Source organism: Rhabdothermincola sediminis (assembly GCF_014805525.1).
GTDB lineage: Bacteria > Actinomycetota > Acidimicrobiia > Acidimicrobiales > Acidimicrobilacustridaceae > Rhabdothermincola > Rhabdothermincola sediminis.
Genome location: NZ_JACFSZ010000018.1, coordinates 29,623 through 48,836, shown reverse-complemented (window position 1 = coordinate 48,836; position 19,214 = coordinate 29,623). Strand labels below are relative to the sequence as shown.

The following is a 19,214-nucleotide window of genomic DNA, read 5'->3' as shown; positions in this document are numbered from 1 at the left end:
ATGACCTCGATGACACAGGCGCTGCTCGACGAGGCGGTGGCGTTGACCCGGGCCGCGGGTGAGCTGACGCTGCAGTGGTTCCACGACGAGGAACTGGGGATCGAGCACAAAGGTGACGGCACCCCGGTCACCGCAGCCGACCGGGCCGCGGAACGGTTCCTGCGGGAGCAACTCGCGGCCCGCCACCCCGATGACGCCGTCATCGGTGAGGAGGAGCCCGACTCCCGCGGTTCGAGCGGGCGCACCTGGATCATCGACCCGATCGACGGCACCAAGGCCTTCACCCACGGCGTTCCCCTCTACAGCAACCTGCTGGCGCTCTATGACCACGAGGGCCCCGCGGTCGGGGTCATCAACCTCCCCGCACTCGGCGAGACGGTGTACGCGGCGCGCGGCCTCGGATGCTTCTTCGACGGGCGACCCGCACGGGTCAGCGACCGGCCCACCCTGGACGGTGGCTGTGTGTGCACCTCGGGTCTTGGCACCTGGGCCCCTGAACACCTGGAGGCGGTCCGGGCCTCAGGTGCGCTCCTGCGGACCTGGGGCGACGGCTACGGGTTCGCGCTGGTGGCGACCGGGCGAGCCGAAGCGATGCTCGATCCCCGGGTCGCCATCTGGGACATCGCCCCGATGCCGGTGATCATCAGCGAAGCCGGCGGGCGGTTCACGACCGTCGAGGGCGACGAGAGCCTCATGCTCGACGGGTCCGTCGCGCTGTCGGGTGTCGCCACCAACGGCCGGGTCCACCACGAGGTGCTGGGACTCTTCGATCGGAGCCGACTGTCCTGACCACCCTCTGGTGCGCCACGATGGATCGATGCGCGCCAGCGCCCGCACCAGCACGTCGCTGCGGATCGTCACCGCCCTGCTCGCCACGACCACCGTGATCCTCGGCATGCTGCTCGCCGGCGCCACGCCCGCTTCGGCCCACGCGGTCGTCGTCGCCACGGACCCCGCTGGCGGACAGGTCCTCGCCGAGCCACCGAGCAGGGTCACCGTGCAGTTCAGTGAACGGGTCTCAACCGATCTGGGCGGGCTCCGGGTCCTCGACGCCGAGGGTGACCAGGTCGACAACGGCGACAGCACGCTCTCCGGCTCCGGCGAGACCCTGACGGTGTCACTCCCCCCCGGACTGGCGGACGGCACCTACGTCGCGAGCTACCGGGTGGTCTCTGCCGACGGCCACCCGATCAGCGGTGCGTTCGTCTTCGGCGTAGGTGAAGGCACCGAGATCGACGAGGCCCGCGTCGCTCCACTCACCTCCTCGGGCGACACCGCCTACGACGTCGCGGCCACCGTCAGCCGGTTCGTGACCTACGTGGCTGCCTTGCTGGCAGCAGGCCTGGCCGTCTTCCTGGCATTCGTCCACGACCAGCGTGCGGACCGCTGGTCGCTGACCCCCGTGGTGCGCGTCGCCGCGCTCGTCGCCGGTCTGTCCACCGTCACCACCATCGGGCTGCAGGCGGCGCTCACCACTGGTCGAGGGCTCGCTGCCATGACCGATCTCGCCACCCTTCGGGGCGCGCTGGCCGAAGGCCTCGGTTGGCAGTCGGTCGTCCTGCTCATCGGGCTGGCCGTCGTGCACGTCTCCACCGACACCACCCGCTTGGTCGTCGCTCAAGTGCTGGCCTTCTACGGCGCGCTCGCGGTCGCCATGGCCTTCATCTTCTGGGGTCACAGCCGCCAGGCACCGGACGTGGCGGTGTCACTCGCGGCTGATGCCCTGCATGCCATCACGGCAGCGGTGTGGTTCGGCGGGCTGGTCGGGCTCGCCCTCCTCCTGCGGCGGCGGCTCAGAGACGCACCGGAGGATCCTCAGCTACTGCGTTCCACGGCCGCCGTGGTGGCACGGTTCTCCAGCCTGGCGGCGGTCACGCTCGTCCTGCTGGTGCTGGCAGGGGCGATCCTCGCCTGGCAGGAGGTGGGCTCCCGCTCGGCGCTGGGATCCACCACCTACGGGCGCCTCGTGCTGGCAAAGGTCTTCGCCACCCTCGCCATCGTCGGCATCGCCGCCTACAACCGCTCCCGTCTCGTGCCCGACATCGAGGCCGACCTGCGTGATCAGGACGATGGCGACCTCCGCGACGGACCCGGGCCCACCGCGATCGAGGAGCCCGCCGAGGCGGGGTCGCCGACCGTCCTCGCCACGACCGTCCAGACCGGTTCACGCTCACCCGCGTGGTCACGGCTCGCGACGACCGTGCGGGTCGAAGCGCTGGGCATCGTGGTGGTCTTGGCGATCACCTCCGTACTCGTCTACACCACACCCCCCCGCGACGCGATCGCCACCAGCCCCGTGGTCTTCAACCAGACCCTGCCGGCAGGCTCCTACCAGGTCAATCTGGTCGTCACCCCCGCTGCGGTGGGCCCGAATGCAATGCACGTGCAGTACCTCGACCAGTCGGGTCGACCCGTCGACGCGCCCCGCTCGCTGACGGTGGAGCTCGAGTTGCCCGAGCGCGGCGTCGGCCCGCTACGTCTGGAGGTGCCGCGAGCCGGCCCTGGGCACTTCCTGGTGAGCGATGCCGACATGCCGCTGGCCGGCACCTGGGACGTCAGCCTCGTCGCCCGGCTCACCGACTTCGACCTGCAACGGACGACCTTTCGCGTGAAGATCACCTGATGAGCGCATCGAACGCCAACGCCACTCGAGTCGCCGCCGCCGTGCGCCACGCCGCATGCTCGGCCCTCGCCGCCATCATTGGCTCGCTGCTGTTCCCGTCGGTGGCCGCAGCGCACGTGAACGCCAAGGCGACACAGGTCACCGACGACGGGATCGTCACCGTCGAGTTCACCTTCGACCACGGCTGCCAGGGTCGGCCCACCAACGCACTGCGCGTGCAGATCCCGAGCAACGTCGCCGACGTGACCCCCCAAGCACAACCGGGCTGGGTCGTCGACCTCGGGACCGACCAGTTCGGCTGGAGCGGCGGGTCGGTGCCAGACCGCCAGCGCATCACCTTCACCGCCACGATGCGGGTGTGGGGCAAAGCCGGCGAGACGATCTGGTTGAAGACCATCCAGCAGTGCGGTGACCTCGAGGAGGCCTGGGTCGAGGTACCCGCCCCCGGCGCCGCCGAGCCACCCAACGTCGCCCCCTCGATCACCCTGCCCCGCTCGATCGCCCCGCCCACCACCACGACCACCACCACCACGGCACCGGCGTCGACCGCTCCACCGTCGACGGCTCCCAGCTCGGCGATCACCGACGAGGGTTCGCCCGCGAGCACCGCCGGGCTGGTGGTGTTCGGCGTGGTGGTCGCCGTCCTCGTCGGCGGAGCAGCGGTGCTCTACCTCCGCCACCGCCGGCCCGGATGACTGCTCACCGGAGGGGTTGGTAGCGACGCGAAATCGACTGCTTCGACCCGGGAGGCTGACCCGGCTCAGACGGCGACCGAGGTGAGCCGGCTCCGCCACGCGCTGGCATCGGCAATCGCTGCCGCGTAGCTCGCCTTCCGGCGGGCCACCCGCCCGCTCGCCTGCTCCGGAGCGGTCACCGATCCGGAGTACTGGGCTTCGATGCCCTCCTTGAGCATGGCCAGGGCCTCGGAGCGCAGCTGGGACACTCGCGATTCGGTCACCCCGAGGAAGCGAGCGAGCTCCTGCGAGCTGCGACCTTCGAGGAAGTAGCCGACGATCACCAACCGTTGCCGCTCCGGCAAGAGCTCGACGGCATCACGCAGGTAGGCGTGGAGCTCGCGGGTCTCGAGCTCCTCCAGGGGCTCGACCTGGGCCCGGTCGCACAGCACGTCGACCAGGGTGAGGTCCTCGTCGCTGTCGTCGGTCACCTCGTGCTCGAGTGCCAGGACCACCGAACGGAACAGTCGGTCCTGCAGCCGAGCCAACTCTGCCCGGGTCATGCCCAGCGCCTCGGCCATCTCCGCCGGACCTGGCAGCCGACCCAACTGGGTGGCGAGGCGCTGCTCGACCGACTCGAGCTTCCGGGCGAGCGTGCGCACCGAGCGGGGAGCCCAGTCGGCGGCTCGTACGGCATCGAGGATCGCACCGCGGATGCGCTGCGCGGCGAAACGGTCGAACGGCACACCCCGGGCTTCGTCGTACCGCCGGGCGGCCTCCACCAGTCCGAGCGCGCCTGCTCGTGCCAGCTCGTCCCGATCGACGTGACGCGGGAAGTGCACGGCTACCTGGAACACGATGTGCTTCACGAGCGGGAGATGCTCTTCGATCAACGCGGTGAGATCGTGAGCCTCGCCCTTGTCGCTTCGCATGCGGACCCTCCCAGTCACAACGCCCCGAGATTTTCGTCCACCAGGCAGCGCGACTTTAGGAGAGCGGAGGGCAAGCACCCGAGACGTCATGTATCCGCAACGCGAGGGCGCGCGCTACGTGTCGCAGGAAACCATCAGTCGCGCGAACCGTGACCAGGCCTAGGTCGAACGCACTAGATGGGCCGTTTTCGGGCCCTCACGGCGCGTCGCCCTCGAACACCGCGGCACGCACACCGCGGCGGCCCAGCTCGAGCAGGAACGGGAGCGGTTCCGCCAGCTCAGCGAGCCCGGCAGCTCCGTGGCGAGCGAGCCGGCCCTCGGCCGCCCACCACGCGGCCACCGCCGCGACCGCTCCCGCTGCCACCGCCGGCCGGTCCATCGCCCCGAACACGACCACCTCACGAGCGCGACCTCGTCGGCCCCGGATCTCCACCCGCACCGCGCCCGGGCCACCTTCGGGATGGGTCGGCCAGAGCATCGGTAGACGAGCGGTGAGGCGGTCGCGACGGGTGGCGGCCACGCGAGAGGTCACCCGCTGGACCCCCGGGAACGCCGGGACGAGCAGCAGGGCGTCGGGGAGCGCGGCGCGGTAGCAGTCCTGCGCGCCGACCGGGTCAGGAAACCATGACAGCTCCCGCCCCGACATGGGAGGTCGTTGCACCCAGCCACCCTCCCGCCAGTCGAGAGCCATGCGACCGAGCGCTCGGTGGTGCTGGCGGGCGCACGCCGGCCCACCGGTGCCGACCTTGGCGACGTGAACCTCGTCCACCGCGTCGAAGCGGCGCGCGCCGTGCGCCGCGAGCACACACGTGAGCCCGGGGGCGAACCCCGCCCCGACCACCACCGCCCGGCCCCGCTCCCGCGCCTCGCTGTCGAGCTCGAGCAACGCCCGCACGTCCCGGAGGTCGTCGCTCACCGAGACGACGTGCTGGTCGGCCCGCAGGAACCGAGCTGCGAGGACGTCGTGAGCGCCTGGATCGCCGGCCAGCACGACCACTTCAGCGTCGAGGGGCTCGAGCAAGCCGGACTGGTCGGCGATCGCACCTTCCCCGAGCGAGCGGGCCACGTCCTCCAGGCGGGACCGGTTCGGGTCTCGCAGCACCACCTCCGACACCTGCTCGGTCGACACGAGCTGGCGTGCCAGGCGGGCACCCACCGCACCCGCCCCCAGGACGGCGACACGCATCGTCGTGACCCCGGTCAGCTCAGCTCGGGGCCAGCCAGCTCTCGCCAGCCCCCATCCTTGGGAGGGGTGCCGCCCGTGCCTCGCAACCGCAAGATCGCCGCGACGATGCCTGCCAGGCCGACGGCGATCAGTGCCTTGCGGACCATCTTCATGGGCGGGTCTCCGGAGGTCGTCGAGCGCTGCAACAGGCGTGCGCTGGGGGTGGGGCTAGCTGGAATCGAACCAGCGACCTCATCCTTATCAGGGATGCGCTCTAACCGACTGAGCTATAGCCCCGTACCGGAGGATGAACGCTAGCGGACGCGGTCGGCGGCCGGCGAGCCCGAACGGGGCGCCGCGCGTCGAGCCCACCGAGCCGGCAGCCTGCCGCCGCGCAGATCGTCGGCGGTGACCGGACGAGCGGTCTCGAGCTCCACCACGGCCAGGCGGATCCCGCCGGTGAGCTCGCTGATCAAGTTGAACAGCAAGGCCAGCAGGACCGTCATCGTCGTGCCGGCGACGGCGAAGACCACCCCGGCGAACACCGAGGCGCGCAGCACCGTTCCACCGTCGATCGAGAACGACTCCAGGGACAGCATCTCGGCCAGGAAGCTCTCGGCGTTGTCGAGCAGGCCGCCAGAGAGCGCCATCCGCCACAGGATCACGCCGGCCACCGTGGTCACCAACCAGAGGCAGCTGTAGAAGACCAGCGACACCCGCAGCACCGACCACAGACGGACTCCCCGGACGAGCCGCTCGACCTGCCGGGCTTGCAGCGGCACCCCGGTGGGGATCGACGTGGGCTGCGGGCGGCTCGACGTCTCCTCGCCATACCGCTCTCCGTTGACCCCACCGCCGTGGGCCGTCGCACCGGCCGGGGGATCGAGGATCGCCTCCGACACCACCACCGACGCCGCCAGCTCGTCGAGGAACGCGTCGTCGCCCGCCGATCGGGCGGGGAGGGGATCGGTCGCCATCGCCCGGAAGTGTACGGGATCACGTAGGGTGAGCTCTCCCGCACCGTCCAGACCATCATCCAACGGGCTTCCTGGACCGACCGCCCAGGGACGACCGGCCGCCGGGGCACACCCGTTCCCGACGGCATGGCGGGCGTCCTCGGCAACGATGGCGGGTCCTGCGGTTCAGCCTTCTCGGGTGGCCCGTGCTGAGGCACGGGAGCCCCCTACCCGGACCGTGACCTCCACAACACGCTCGACCCGCACGAAGCGCACGAGCACGCCACCGTTCCGCTCCGCCAACGACCTGGCGTCCGCCTCGGTGCCGCTCACCCCTGCCAGAGCCGCCGCATCGGCGGCGTTGCGGGCCCGGGCTCGCTCGCCGGCGGTCGCCGCCACCCGAGCGATCAACAACATCCCCACGGCGGCGACGATCACCACCAGCGCGAGCAGCGGAGCCACCTGCCCGGTATCAACGCAGGCTCGACCGACCGCCGCCCGTGTAGCCCGTCTTTCTCCCATCCGCGTGTCCTTCCGCTAGCGACAGCAGGCGGGGGAAGAGACAACCGGCTCGAGCCGGCGATACGGGCGAGCGAGTGATCAGTTCTGATCGTCGTCGGCTTGCAGCACCGGCGCCACCGCCGCGACGACCTGGTCGGGGTCGAGGTTCATCACTCGCACCCCGGTCGCATCGCGGCCCTGGGACGAGATCTGCCGCACCGGCATGCGTATGACCACCCCGCTCGACGCGATCACGAAGATCTCGTCATCGAGGCCGACCATGAACGCGGAGACCACCTCGCCCTTCTTCGCCGTGAGCTTGATGCCGCGCACCCCCTGGCCGCCCCGGCCCTGCCGGTTGAACCTGTCGAGCTGGGTGCGCTTGCCGTATCCACCATTGGTGACGATCAGGATGCTGGCGTCGTCGCGAGCCACGTCACAGGAGACGACCTGGTCGCCTTCCTTGAGCCGCATGCCGCGCACGCCTGCCGCCGCCCGTCCCATGGCCCTCACCTCCTCTTCGGAGAAGCGGATCGCCATGCCCTTCCGGCTCACGAGGAAGATGTCGTCGGTGCCATTGGTGGGGATCACCTTCACCAGTTCGTCACCCTCGCGAAGGTTCAGTGCGATCAGTCCGGTCCTCAGCGACGAGTCGTACTCGGTGAACTTCGTCTTCTTGACCTGGCCGTTCTTCGTGCAGAAGAACAGGAACCGATTCGTCTCGTAGTCCCGGGTGTCGATGATCGACTGGATCGTCTCTCCCGGCTGGAGCGGTAGCAGGTTCACGATCGCCGTGCCCCGTGCGGTGCGCTCCTTCATCGGGATCTCGTGCGCCTTCAGCCGGTACACCCGCCCGCGACTGGAGAAGAACAGCAGGTACGCGTGCGCGGAGGTGTGGATGATGTGAGTGACGTAGTCCTCGTCCTTGAGCTTCGCGCCCGCTACCCCGCGACCCCCTCGGCTCTGGGTGCGGAAGACGTCGGACGCCATCGTCTTGATGTAGCCCTTCGCCGACATCGTCACCACGAGCTCTTCGTCCTCGATCAGGTCCTCGATGTCGAGGTCGCCCACATCGAAGGTGATCTGGCTGCGTCGAGGTTCTCCGTAGCCCTCCTTGATCTCCCCCAGTTCGGTCTTGATCACGCCCCGGAGTCGACCCTCGTCGGACAGGATGGCCTCGAGCTCCGCGATGGTCTCCCGCAGCTCGGCCAGCTCCTCCTCGAGCTGGGTGCGACCGAGACGGGTGAGCCGGGAGAGCTGCATATCGAGGATGTGCTCGGCCTGCACCTCGCTGAACGAGAACGGCTCGGCCATCAGCGCCGTGCGGGCCGCGGCCTTGTCGTCGGAAGCGCGGATGGTGGCGATGATCTCGTCGATGAGGTCCAGGGCCTTGATGAGACCTTCGACGATGTGAGCCCGAGCTCGGGCCTTGTCGAGGCGGAATTGCGAACGGCGGGTGATCACCTCGACCTGGTGATCGATGTAGGCGACCAGCGCGTCGCGGAGGTTGAGCGTGCGTGGCACCCCGTCGACCAGCGCGACGCAGTTGACCGCGAAGTTGGTCTGCAGCGGCGTGCGCTTGTAGAGGTTGTTGAGCACCACGAGTGCGGGTGCGTCCTTCTTGAGCTTCACCACCAACCGGAGCTGACCCTTGGCGGACTCGTTGTTCAGGTCGGCGATGCCCTCGAGCTCGCGGGCTTCGACGAGGTCCCGAACCTTCGTGAGCACCGCGTCAGGGCTGACCTGGTAGGGAAGCTCCGTGATGATGATCTGGTCGTTGCGGGTGCCTTCCTGGATCTCGGCCTTGCCCCGGATGCGAATGGAGCCTCGCCCGGTGGTGTACGCGTCGATGATGCCTTGACGGCCCATGATGAGACCGCCGGTGGGGAAGTCCGGACCGGTCACGAACTGCATGAGGTCCTGCGGGGTCGCGTCGGGGTGGTCCAGGAGATGGATCACCGCCTCGACGACCTCGGCGAGGTTGTGCGGGGGGATGTTCGTGGCCATGCCGACCGCGATGCCCTGGCTGCCATTGACGAGCAAGTTGGGGAAGCGGGCTGGGAGCACGACCGGCTCGGTGAACTCACCCGAGTAGTTGTCGGCGAAGTCGACCGTCTCCTCGTCGATGCCCTCGAGCATCTGCAGCGCGATCGGGGCCAGCCGGCACTCCGTGTAGCGCGACGCGGCAGGCGGGTCGTCCGGTGAGCCGAAGTTGCCCTTCGGGTGGATGAGAGGATGGCGGAGCGAGAAGTCCTGCCCCATCCGGACCAGCGCGTCGTAGATCGCGCTGTCGCCGTGCGGGTGGTACTTGCCCATCACCTCGCCCGTGACCCGGGCGCACTTGAGAGTGGGCCGGTCGGGCAGCGCGCGCAAGTCGTACATGCCCCACAGGATCCGGCGGTGCACCGGTTTGAGACCGTCGCGAGCGTCGGGCAGCGCCCGCGCCGTGATGACCGACATCGCGTAGTCCAGGAAGGAGCGCTCCATCTCCTCCTGGATCTCGATCTGTTGGACGTCGAGCCCTGCTCGGGTCTCGCCGTCGTCGGGGGGAATCACGTCGGTCATGGCAGCGGCATCCCTCAGATGTCGATGAAGCGCACGTCTTTGGCGTTGCTGGCGATGAACTGCTTGCGCGACTCGACGTCGTCACCCATGAGCACGGAGAAGACCTCGTCCGCGATGGCCGCGGCCTCGACCGACACCTTGAGCAGCGTCCGGTTCGCCGGGTCCATCGTGGTCTCGCCGAGCTCCTCCCAGTCCATCTCGCCGAGGCCCTTCAGGCGCTGGAACTCCTTCTTGTGGTTCGGGTGCTCCTGCATGAACGTGGCCTTGGCCTGGTCGTCCTTGAGGTACACCTTCTCCTTGCCGACCACCGTCGAGTAGAGCGGGGGCTGGGCGATGTACACGTGCTCCTTCTCGACCAGGTCCTTCATCTGCCGGAAGAAGAAGGTGAGGAGCAAGGTGCGGATGTGCGAGCCGTCGACGTCGGCGTCACACATGATGATGACCTTGTCGTAGCGGATCTTCTCGACATCGAACTCCTCACCGACACCGGCACCGATCGCGGAGATGAGCGCCTGGATCTCCGCGTTCTTCAGCATCTGGTCGATACGAGCCCGCTCGACGTTGAGGATCTTGCCCCTGATGGGCAGGATCGCCTGGTTGTTCGGGTTGCGGGCCTGCACAGCGGAGCCACCAGCGGAATCACCCTCGACGATGAACAGCTCACACTCGTCACGATTGCGGCTGGCGCAGTCCCTCAGCTTGTCGGGCATGCCCGCACCTTCGAGCGCCGACTTGCGGCGCGTGGCCTCCCTGGCCTTGCGGGCGGCGATACGAGCGCGGGAGGCCTGCACCGCCTTCTGCACGACCTTGCGGGCCTCGGTCGGGTTCTCCTCGAACCAGTCACGGAGCTTGTCGTTCGTAGCCCGCTCGACGAGCGAACGCATCGACACGTTGCCGAGCTTGCCCTTCGTCTGGCCCTCGAACTGCGGCTCGCGCAAACGGACCGAGATGATCGCCGTGAGACCCTCACGGATGTCCTCGCCCTGGAGGTTGTCGTCCTTCTCCTTGATGAGGCCCTTCTCTCGCGCGTAGCGGTTCACCACGTTGGTGAGGGCCTTCTTGAAGCCCTCCTCGTGCATCCCGCCCTCGATGGTGGCGATGCCGTTGGCGAAGGAGTGCAGGCCGTCGGTCTGGTAGCCGGTGTTCCACTGGAACGCTATCTCCACTTCCTGGTCGTCTTCGGCCTGCTCGAAGTAGCCGATGCGCTTGAAGAGCGGCTCCTTGGTCTCGTTGAGGTGCCGGACGAAGTCGACGATGCCTCCCGCGTACTTGAACACCACCGGTTCGGGGTGCTCGTCCGGTCGCTGGTCGACGAAGCGGATCTCGAGGCCCCGGTTGAGGAAAGCCATCATCTGGAAGCGTTCCAGCAACGTCTGGGCCCGGAAGTTGATCTCGTCGAAGATCGTGGGATCGGGCCAGAACCGCACCGTCGTACCGGTACGGCCACGTGGCGCCTTGCCGATCACCTTGAGCTTGGTCTTGGTCTTCCCACCGTTCTCGAAGTCCATGTAGTGGCGTTGACCGTCGCGGTCGATCTCCACCTCGAGCCGGCGGGACAGCGCGTTGACGACCGAAACGCCCACGCCGTGGAGCCCGCCCGAGACCTTGTAGCCGTCACCGCCGAACTTGCCGCCCGCGTGGAGCACCGTGAGGACCACCTCGGCCGCCGACTTCTTCTTCAGCTTCGGATCCGGATGGGGATCGACGGGGATCCCACGCCCATCGTCGACCACCTCGCAGCCACCGTCGGGCAACAGCGTCACGTCGATGCGGCTGGCGTGGCCGGCCATCGCCTCGTCGACCGCGTTGTCGACCACCTCGTACACGAGGTGGTGAAGCCCGGCCGGCCCGGTGGAGCCGATGTACATGCCGGGACGCTTGCGCACGGCTTCGAGGCCCTCGAGGACGGTGATGTCCTTCGCCCCGTACGTCGATTCAGCGGTCTGCGCCACGCAGCCACGGCCTTTCCGACTGGGTGCTCCGGCACGGCCGGTGCACGGCTCTCATCTGGGGAGATCGTCGCCGGAACACGTAGGAAAAGCTTGCTCGACGGCACCGATCACAATGATCGAAGTCTACCAGCCGTGGGCGACGCTTCCGTCGAACAGCGCACCTCGCGGAGGGCTCCCGGGCGAGCTGATCAACCCGTCGATCGGCGAACGCGAACCTCCAGGCGAGCTAGCTCCGGAAGGTTCAGCACCTCCCGTACCCGGCCCAGGATCTCGCCCTCGAGGAACCGTAGCTGGGTCGCCCACGCGGGGTCGTCGACGGCGACCACCAGGACCCCGTCCCGCAGTGCCGAGGGCGTGGCGTGCCGAGCCACGCGCTCGCCGACGATCTGCTCCCAGGAGCCGAACAGGCCACCGACGGCGCCGGCCGACGAGCCCCCCAGGTGCCGGACCACGCGGTCGAGGCTGTGCGCCAGCCGCTCCGGTTGGGAATCGTTCCCGTCGCTCGTGGGGAGCGGCCGCCAGCTCATCGCCCGAGAGTATGGCCTGAGCAGACCACGTCAGGCCGGGACGAGATCAGACCGGGACGAGCCCCAACCGATGCGCCCCACCTCCCTCGCCGGGCACATGCCGGACCTGCTCGGCTACCACACCGGAGATCGCTCCGCCACCAGACCGTCACACACCTGCAGCAAGCGCTCGCATCGTGCCCCGGACGGCAACGACGCGGCGGTCGTCAGCACCGTCTGGCCCGGGGGCAACGCTCGCAGCAGGGCGTCGCTCCGGCCGGGGTCGAGCTCGGAGAACACGTCGTCGAGCACCAGCAGTGGCGGCGCACCGACCGCCTCGGTGACCGCGGCGTGCACGGCCAAGCGCAGCGCGAAGGCCAGCGAGCGTTGTTCGCCCTGCGACGCGTGCGTGCGGGCCGGCAAGTCCTCGATCCGCAGCTCCACGTCGTCACGATGGGGCCCGACCAGGCTCACGCCGCGACGCAGCTCGTCCCGCCGGGCATCGTCGAGGGCAGCAGCGAGGCCGTGCTCGCGCCAGGGCGCCACGTAACGGGCGGTGACCGCCGCTGAGGCCCCAGCGACCTGGTCGTAGGATCTCGAGAGGTACGGCTCCAACGCCTCGAGCAGGCACACCCGTTGCGCGGCTAGCGCCTCACCGGTCTCGACCAGCTTGGCATCCCAGACCTCCAGGGTCGTCTCGATGTCCGGGGTGAGCCGGCCGCCGGCCTGCCTGAGCAGCGCGTTGCGCTGCCGCACGACTCGCTCGTACTCCGTGCGGAGCAGGTCGTTGCTCGTCCGGACGGCGACGAGAGCATCATCGAGGAACCGGCGGCGCTCCACCGGAGCTCCCTTGACCAGCGCCAGGTCGTCAGGGGCGAAGATCGTCACCCGCAGTGCCCCCAGGAGATCCCGGCTCCTCATCAGCCGTTGCTTGTTGACCAGCACCCGGCCCCGGCCGTGGGCGGCGATCTCCGCTTCGATCAGCAGAGACCGACCGGCGCGCTCGCCCTCGGCGCGAACCACCGCCCGATCCCGACCCTTGCGGACCAGGGCCTCGTTCGGTGCCCCACGGAACGACGAGAGCGTCGCGAGGTAGCCGATCGCCTCGACCAGGTTGCTCTTGCCCTGTCCGTTGTCGCCGATCACCGCGGTCAACCCACGGGCCAGGTCGACCTCGGCGTGCTCGTAGTTACGGAAGTCGTCGAGCCAGAGCCGGCGCAGATACAAGGGGCGTCAACTCACCCGCACCGGCATCAGCAGGTACAGGAACTCCGTGTCACCGAGGCTGTGCACGAGCGCCGGCTTCAGCGCGTCGATCGTCTCGAGGGTGATCTCGTCGCCAGGAGTGACCTCGATGCCCGCGATCAGGTACTCCGGGTTGAAGGCCACCGTCAGTTCGGTGCCTTCGTACTTCGCGTCGAGCTCCTCATGGGCCTGGCCTACGTCCTGGGTGACGGCAAGGAGCTCGAGGCTGTCCGGCCTCATGACCAGGCGAACGGGCGTGGCCTCCCGAGCGAGCAGGCGTACCCGCCGGAGCGCCTCCAGCAGCCCCTCCCGCTCCACGGTCAGCCGGTTCGGCTGGTTCTTCGGGATGAGGCCCCGGTAGTTGGGGAACTCTCCCTCGATGAGCCGGGTCATCAGCCGCACAGCGCTCAGGTCGCCGATCCCGTCGAGCTCGAAGGACGCGTCCCGCTCCCCCAGACGCAGGGTGATGGTCGACGCGTCACCGAGCAGGCGGGTCAGCTCCTTCAGGGCGTGAGAGGGGACGAGCACGCTCTGGTCGGGCTCCAGGACCGACGTCCCGGGAAGATCACGCACCGCTAGCCGGTACGAATCGGTGGCCACGAGGCGGAGGCCGTCAGCTTCGGCAGCCATCAGCACCCCGGTGAGGATCGGTCGGGCCTCATCCACGCTCGCCGCGGAGACCACCTGCCGCAAGGCGTCGGCGAAGGCCTGGGCGTCGAGCTCCACGGATTGGTCGGCCGGCTCCGGGAGTTGGGGGAACTCGTGAGCCGGGATGGTCCGCACCGCGAACTGCGACCGGCCTGCCACGATGCGCGCCTCGTCGTCATCGACCTCGACCTCGACCGCTCCTGGGCCCAGCGCTCGGACGATGTCGGTCACGAGCTTCGCGGGCAACACCCCGACACCGTCGTCACCTGCTGCGACCTCGATGGTTGCGGAAATGGTGAGATCGAGGTCGCTGCCAGTCACCCGCAGGCGATCCCCCGCGAGCTCCAGCCGGACTCCTGACAGCACCGGCAGGCTGCTGCCCCGGTTGGTCACCGCTCGCTGCGCAGCACTGAGGGCCTCGACGAGCTTGTCGCGTTCGCACCGGAACTTCACCGCAGGCTCGCTTTCTCTATCTCTTCTAGTTGACTGATAGCTGGTAGTAGCCGTAGTAGGGGCTGGGGATTGTGGACATCTACCCGTTGAGCCAGGTCAGGGATGGTTTTGCTGTCCTGGGGCCATCCCCAGTCCTTCACAGGTTGGCATGGTCGTCGGGGACGTCGGGGGATCACCGGGCAGATGTCCACGCTGGCGGGCGTCCGATCCACAGACTTCTCCACGGTGTCTTCCCCATCGACACGCCGTCCCCGCGGGGTCGAGCAGGTCAGGATCCGCTCCGGACGGCCTGGGTGAGTGCGGTCACCTGGTCGTAGACCTGCCGGCGTTCTTTCATGAGGGCGCCCACCTTCTCGACGGCGTGGATGACCGTTGTGTGATCTCGGCCGCCGAACTCGCGCGCGATGGCGGGGTAGCTCAGATCGGTCATCTCCCGGAACACGTACATGCCGATCTGGCGGGCGGTGACGAGGGGCCGCCGCCGGCTCTTGCCCCGGATCTCCTCTTCCGAGTAGCCGAACATCTCGCAGGTCTTGCGCATGATGAGCTCGGGGGTGATGGGTTTGGGCCCGCTGTCGGTGATGAGATCCGAGAGCACCCGTTCGGCGAGATCGACCGAGAGCTTCTCGTCGGTGAGGCTCGCGTAGGCACAGACCCGGATGAGTGCACCCTCCAGCTCACGGATGTTGTTGGTGATGTGTGAGGCGATGAACTCGAGGACCTCCGGTGGTGGAGGCACCGGTTCGTTCTCGGCTTTCTTCCGGAGGATCGCCAGCCGGGTCTCGAGCTCGGGTGGGTTGATCTCGGTGGTGAGCCCCATCTTGAACCGGCTGCGGAGCCGCTCCTCGAGCGTGGCCATGGCATCTGGCGGGCGGTCCGAGGACAGGACGATCTGGCGGTTTGCCTGGTAGAGGGCGTTGAACGTGTGGAAGAACTCGTCCTGGAGCTGCTCGCTCTTCTCGATGAACTGGATGTCGTCGAGCAGCAGGACGTCGACCTCGCGGTAGCGCTTCTTGAAGTCGGCCATGGCGCCGGCGCGGATGGCGTCGACGAACTGATTGAGGAACGTCTCGGTGGTTACGTAGCGCACCACGAAGGTCGGGTAGTTCTCGTTGACGTAGTGCGCGATCGCCTGGAGGAGGTGGGTCTTGCCCAGGCCTGCGTCGCCGTAGATGAACAGCGGGTTGTAGGAGCGAGCCGGGGTCTCTGCCACGGAGAGCGCGGCGGCGTGAGCGAATCGGTTCGACGTGCCGATGACGAAGGCCTCGAACGTGTAGCGAGGGTTGACGAAATCCGGCTCCCGCCCCCGGCGGGAACCGATGTCGTCGGATCTGCCGAGCAGCTGATGACCGTTGTCCACAGGGCTGTGGATGTCCTGGCTGTCGGGATGGGTCCCCGATGGGAGCTCATCTCGAGTCGCTGCCTGGTCACCCTCCGTGTGCACCTCGATCCGGAGCTCGACGGCTCCGCCACCGACGTCGGCGAGGGCACTGCGCACCAGCGTCAGGTAGCGGCCTTCAATACGGTCCCGCACGACGCTGCTCGGCACGGCCAAGCGGAGTTGCCCATCGGCCAGCTCCAAGGGCTCGGCGGCGTTGAAGGTGGTGAGCCAGACAGCTTCGGAGACCTGCTCGCGAAGGATCTCCGCACATGCTGTCCACAACTCGTCCGCTCGCTCCACCAGCCCGTACGCCTCCTTGGGTACCATCACGTCCACAACGGAGTCCACAACTGTGGAAAACGTGGCTGGCGCCCTTTCGGGGGTAGCCAGCCTGGTTGCGACCGACCGTCTTCGTCGAGGGGCGAACGAGTCGATTCGGTGCGATGGGCGACCGTAGCACCCTGTGGACGGTCGCGCACGGGGCACCCGCGATGGCCGAGAACGGGCTGGTCAGGAGGGGTTTTCAGGGGTGAGCCGGGGGTTGACCCGAGCCGGGTTGCCCGTCTCAGGACCACGGTTCTACCCTCGGGGCCAGCATTGGCGAGTCGCGCCGAGACACGCGCGAGTGGTCGTCGGGACGCGCGGCCGGGTGGCGCCCCATGTGCCGGAGGGTCTCGCCACTCGGATTTCCACAACGCCGCCAGCCGAGGGAGGCTCGGTGGTCGAGGAGGCAAGAGGTGAAGCGAACGTTTCAGCCCAACAACCGTCGCCGAGCCAAGCGGCACGGCTTCCGGCACCGCATGTCGACGCGAGCGGGACGCCGAGTCCTGAGGGCTCGTCGCTTGAAGGGGCGGCAGCGACTGTCCGCCTGATCTGGCGAGTCCGGGACCGCCGGACCTTCGACGCGCTCCGGCGGTACGGAAGGCGATCCCGCTCTGGGCCGGTTCGGGTCACCCACCTGCCCGCGAAGACCCCGGGCGAGCGGCACCAGCCACCGAGGGTCGCGTTCGCGGTCAGCAGGCGGGTGGGCTCAGCGGTGGTCCGCAACCGTATCCGGCGACGCCTCCGAGGAGTCCTGGTGGAGCTGGCCCGGGATGTGGACAGTCCACTCGGGCCAGGGGTGTACCTGATCGGCGTGGATCCGGACGCCGTGGCACTGTCTCATGAGGAGTTGAGGAGCAACGTGACAGCAGCGCTGGAGCGTGTGGGGAAGGGGCGCGGGTGAACGAGTCGCGCCCGGCCCGGCTCCCGGCTCGCCTGTTGATGGCGTCCATCCGGGCCTACCAGTGGGTCTTCGCATGGCGCCCGTCGCCGTGCCGGTACACGCCGACGTGCTCCACCTACGCGCTCGAGGCCATCCAGATCCATGGTGCGGTGCGCGGTGGTTGGTTGGCCGCCCGCAGGTTGGGTCGCTGCCACCCGTGGGGCGGCCACGGTTGGGACCCCGTGCCCGAGCCGCTGGCCCGACCCTCCTCGTCGACCACGCAACGGAAGGCCGCTTGATGAACGCGTTCTTCGACTTCTTCGCCTCGATCCTGTCGTTCTTCTACGGGCTGGTGCACAGCTACGCGTTCGCCATCACAATGCTGACCCTGCTCGTGATGATCATCGTGACGCCGCTGACCCTGAAGGGCACCCGGTCCATGATGGTCATGCAGCAGCTCCAGCCGGAGATCCGCAAGATCCAGCAGCAGTACAAGGACGATCGCCAGCGGCTCAACGAGGAGCTTCTCAAGTTCTACAAGGAGAACAACCTCAACCCGTTGGGAGGTTGCCTCCCCCTGCTCGTGCAGATGCCGGTTTTCCTGGTGCTGTACCAGGTGCTTCGTGGCCTCACCCGGCGGGAGAGCTCGTTCGGGTTCGATGCCGGTTGGGTGACGGGTCAGCTCGGGGTGGGGAGGACGCCGGGAACAACACCGGTGATCGAACGTCCGTTCGATCCAGCCTTCATCCGCCCTGACACGGAGATGTACCAGGCCCTGCATGGCTCGACGACGATGAGTGGGCCGCTGGGGATGAACCTGGCGGAGTCGGCGAGCCAGGCGTTGAGCACCGGCATTGTGCATGCGTTGCCGTATCTGGCTCTCATCGCCATCGTCGGGGTGACCGGGTTCGTCCAGCAACGACAGATCCAGGGCCGCAACCCCAACGCGCAGATCAATCCACAGCAACAGATGATCATGCGCATCATGCCGGTGTTCCTGCCGGTGATCTCGTTCGGGCTCCCCGTCGGTCTGGTCCTGTACTTCGCCGTGTCGAACCTCTATCGCATCGGGCAGCAGGCGTTCATCTCGCGCAGCATCTACGGGATGTCCCGGGCGGAACTGAAGGCGAACCGGGAGGCTGGCAAGAAGGCTGCTGCTGCGCCGGCCAAGAAGCAGAGCTCGCCCAGCAAGGACGAGCCCGGCAAGACCGGGGGGGCGGGCAAGAGTGCGAAACAGGAGACGGCCAAGGCGGCCAAGCGGCCGGCGAGCCGCAACGCTGGGGCGAGCCGGGTCACCCCCAAGGCGACTGGCGGGACAGGCCAGCGGGCTCTGCAGCCGCGGGCGCGCAAGAAGAAGAGGTAGCCGAGGTTGGAGTGGGTGGAGACCACCGGGCGAACGGTGGACGAAGCGAAGGACCGAGCCCTCGACCAGTTGGGCGTCGACCTGAGTGACGCGGAGTTCGAGGTGATCGAGGAGCCCAAGGCCGGGCTCTTCGGGCGGATTCGCCGTGAGGCTCGGGTGAGGGCCCGGGTCAAGCCGACCCAGCCCCGACCCAAGACCGACCGTCGCGAGCGCCGGAGGCGGGGGCGGTCAGCCGGCGACAAGGGCCGCGAGGAGGTGAGCGCGGGGTCGCCGAAGACCGTCAAGCGGCAGGAGGCGGGACAGACCGGGACGCGGACGGGGGAAGAGCGTCCGACTGAGGCCAGCGGTGCTGCGAGCGTCCAGAGCTCCGAAGCCGCTGGAAATCGAGCCGCGGCGACGAGTGCACGACGGTCTCGCAGGCGGGGAGGCGGCGGTCGAGGTGCATCGGGGCGCGGAGCCGATGCTGGTGCGGTACCGTCAGAACAGGCGGCGAAGTCGAGCAGCCCCGATGAAGGAGGGCCGGGCATGACGGTGGAGGAGGTCTCTCTGGAGGAGCAGGGCGACATCGTGGAGGCCTTCCTGGAAGGCTTGCTCGACGCGTTCGATCTCGACGGCGACGTGCAGCAAGTGCGCATCGACGACGACACCCTGGAAGTGAGGATCGAAGGCGACGACCTCGGCCTGTTGATCGGCCCCAAGGGGCAGACGCTCGTCGCCCTGCAGGAGCTCGCTCGGACCGTGGTGCAGCGCCAGGCCCAAGGCGCTCACCGTGGACGGTTTCGCGTGGATGTGGCGGGATACCGTGAGCGTCGCCGCCAGGCCCTGGAGCGGTTCGCTCGCTCGGTCGCCGAGGAGGTCAAGCGGACCGGGGTGCAAAAGGCTCTCGAGCCGATGGGATCGGCCGATCGAAAAGTCGTCCACGATACGGTGAATGCGATCGACGGCGTGTCGACGCTCTCTGAGGGCGAAGATCCTCGCCGCCGAGTGATCATCGTCCCGCAGCCCTGAAGCGGGACTACTCGCTGCGATCCGCCTCCGCGACCGGC

19 protein-coding genes and 1 tRNA gene are annotated in these 19,214 nt (G+C 68.4%); 8 read left to right on the top strand and 12 right to left on the bottom strand.

Features of this window, described 5'->3' with window-relative positions:
- From HZF19_RS13825 to HZF19_RS13815, 3 genes are read left to right on the top strand one after another with little or no spacing between them, the layout of a single operon-like run.
- On the top strand, positions 1-789 hold the full coding sequence (locus HZF19_RS13825; RefSeq protein WP_208029380.1) for an inositol monophosphatase family protein: 789 nt from the start codon (positions 1-3) through the stop codon (positions 787-789).
- 28 nt (positions 790-817) lie between these two features.
- Entirely contained in the window at positions 818-2,623 is a 1,806-nt protein-coding gene (locus HZF19_RS13820) for a copper resistance CopC/CopD family protein (RefSeq protein ID WP_208029379.1), read from the top strand.
- Positions 2,623-3,318, top strand: a complete 696-nt coding sequence (locus tag HZF19_RS13815; protein ID WP_208029378.1) for a DUF1775 domain-containing protein — start codon at positions 2,623-2,625, stop codon at positions 3,316-3,318. Before HZF19_RS13820 ends, HZF19_RS13815 begins: the two co-directional genes overlap by 1 nt.
- Before the next feature lie 65 nt (positions 3,319-3,383).
- Here the strand turns inward: HZF19_RS13815 and HZF19_RS13810 are convergent, their stop codons facing one another.
- The 12 genes from HZF19_RS13810 to dnaA form a co-directional block, all read right to left on the bottom strand.
- Complete coding sequence (locus HZF19_RS13810; protein ID WP_208029377.1) at positions 3,384-4,229, bottom strand: sigma-70 family RNA polymerase sigma factor; 846 nt, start codon at positions 4,227-4,229, stop codon at positions 3,384-3,386.
- Positions 4,230-4,425: 196 nt separating this feature from the next.
- Positions 4,426-5,415 (bottom strand): saccharopine dehydrogenase family protein, encoded by a 990-nt coding sequence (locus HZF19_RS13805; RefSeq protein ID WP_208029376.1) that lies wholly within the window; start codon positions 5,413-5,415, stop codon positions 4,426-4,428.
- A gap of 14 nt (positions 5,416-5,429) precedes the next feature.
- Positions 5,430-5,567, bottom strand: coding sequence for a hypothetical protein (locus tag HZF19_RS13800; protein ID WP_208029375.1), 138 nt, complete (start codon positions 5,565-5,567; stop codon positions 5,430-5,432).
- Between the two features lie 50 nt (positions 5,568-5,617).
- Positions 5,618-5,691, bottom strand: a tRNA-Ile gene (locus HZF19_RS13795).
- 17 nt (positions 5,692-5,708) lie between these two features.
- On the bottom strand, positions 5,709-6,371 hold the full coding sequence (locus HZF19_RS13790) for a DUF3566 domain-containing protein (protein WP_208029374.1): 663 nt from the start codon (positions 6,369-6,371) through the stop codon (positions 5,709-5,711).
- A gap of 165 nt (positions 6,372-6,536) precedes the next feature.
- A complete protein-coding gene (locus tag HZF19_RS13785; RefSeq protein WP_208029373.1) occupies positions 6,537-6,812 on the bottom strand; it encodes a pilus assembly protein TadG-related protein in 276 nt (91 codons plus the stop codon).
- A 138-nt stretch (positions 6,813-6,950) separates the two neighbouring features.
- Entirely contained in the window at positions 6,951-9,416 is a 2,466-nt protein-coding gene (gene gyrA, locus HZF19_RS13780) for a DNA gyrase subunit A (RefSeq protein WP_208029372.1), read from the bottom strand.
- Positions 9,417-9,430: 14 nt separating this feature from the next.
- Positions 9,431-11,368 (bottom strand): DNA topoisomerase (ATP-hydrolyzing) subunit B, encoded by a 1,938-nt coding sequence (gyrB, locus tag HZF19_RS13775; RefSeq protein ID WP_208029371.1) that lies wholly within the window; start codon positions 11,366-11,368, stop codon positions 9,431-9,433.
- A gap of 188 nt (positions 11,369-11,556) precedes the next feature.
- The gene (locus HZF19_RS13770; protein ID WP_208029370.1) at positions 11,557-11,895 is read right to left on the bottom strand and encodes a DciA family protein; all 339 of its coding nucleotides are present in this window, start codon (positions 11,893-11,895) and stop codon (positions 11,557-11,559) included.
- Between the two features lie 114 nt (positions 11,896-12,009).
- Positions 12,010-13,101, bottom strand: a complete 1,092-nt coding sequence (recF, locus tag HZF19_RS13765; RefSeq protein ID WP_208029369.1) for a DNA replication/repair protein RecF — start codon at positions 13,099-13,101, stop codon at positions 12,010-12,012.
- A gap of 6 nt (positions 13,102-13,107) precedes the next feature.
- A complete protein-coding gene (dnaN, locus tag HZF19_RS13760) occupies positions 13,108-14,220 on the bottom strand; it encodes a DNA polymerase III subunit beta (RefSeq protein WP_208029368.1) in 1,113 nt (370 codons plus the stop codon).
- A gap of 268 nt (positions 14,221-14,488) precedes the next feature.
- Entirely contained in the window at positions 14,489-15,928 is a 1,440-nt protein-coding gene (dnaA, locus tag HZF19_RS13755) for a chromosomal replication initiator protein DnaA (RefSeq protein ID WP_208029410.1), read from the bottom strand.
- Positions 15,929-16,338: 410 nt separating this feature from the next.
- On the opposite strand from dnaA, the gene rpmH reads away from it, so the two are divergent.
- The 5 genes from rpmH to jag are packed head-to-tail and all read left to right on the top strand — an operon-like array spanning position 16,339 to position 19,176.
- A complete protein-coding gene (rpmH, locus tag HZF19_RS16580) occupies positions 16,339-16,473 on the top strand; it encodes a 50S ribosomal protein L34 (RefSeq protein ID WP_307781229.1) in 135 nt (44 codons plus the stop codon).
- Positions 16,470-16,826: a ribonuclease P protein component gene (locus HZF19_RS17500; protein ID WP_372443468.1), complete on the top strand. Its 357-nt coding sequence runs from the start codon at positions 16,470-16,472 to the stop codon at positions 16,824-16,826. Before rpmH ends, HZF19_RS17500 begins: the two co-directional genes overlap by 4 nt.
- A complete protein-coding gene (gene yidD / locus HZF19_RS13745; protein ID WP_208029366.1) occupies positions 16,823-17,104 on the top strand; it encodes a membrane protein insertion efficiency factor YidD in 282 nt (93 codons plus the stop codon). Before HZF19_RS17500 ends, yidD begins: the two co-directional genes overlap by 4 nt.
- Positions 17,104-18,168 carry a YidC/Oxa1 family membrane protein insertase gene (locus HZF19_RS13740; protein WP_208029365.1) on the top strand — a complete coding sequence of 355 codons (1,065 nt, stop codon included), beginning with the start codon at positions 17,104-17,106 and terminating at the stop codon, positions 18,166-18,168. The genes yidD and HZF19_RS13740 overlap by 1 nt, the downstream gene beginning before the upstream one ends.
- Before the next feature lie 15 nt (positions 18,169-18,183).
- Positions 18,184-19,176, top strand: a complete 993-nt coding sequence (gene jag, locus HZF19_RS17265; RefSeq protein WP_208029364.1) for an RNA-binding cell elongation regulator Jag/EloR — start codon at positions 18,184-18,186, stop codon at positions 19,174-19,176.
- The last annotated feature ends 38 nt before the right edge of the window (positions 19,177-19,214 follow it).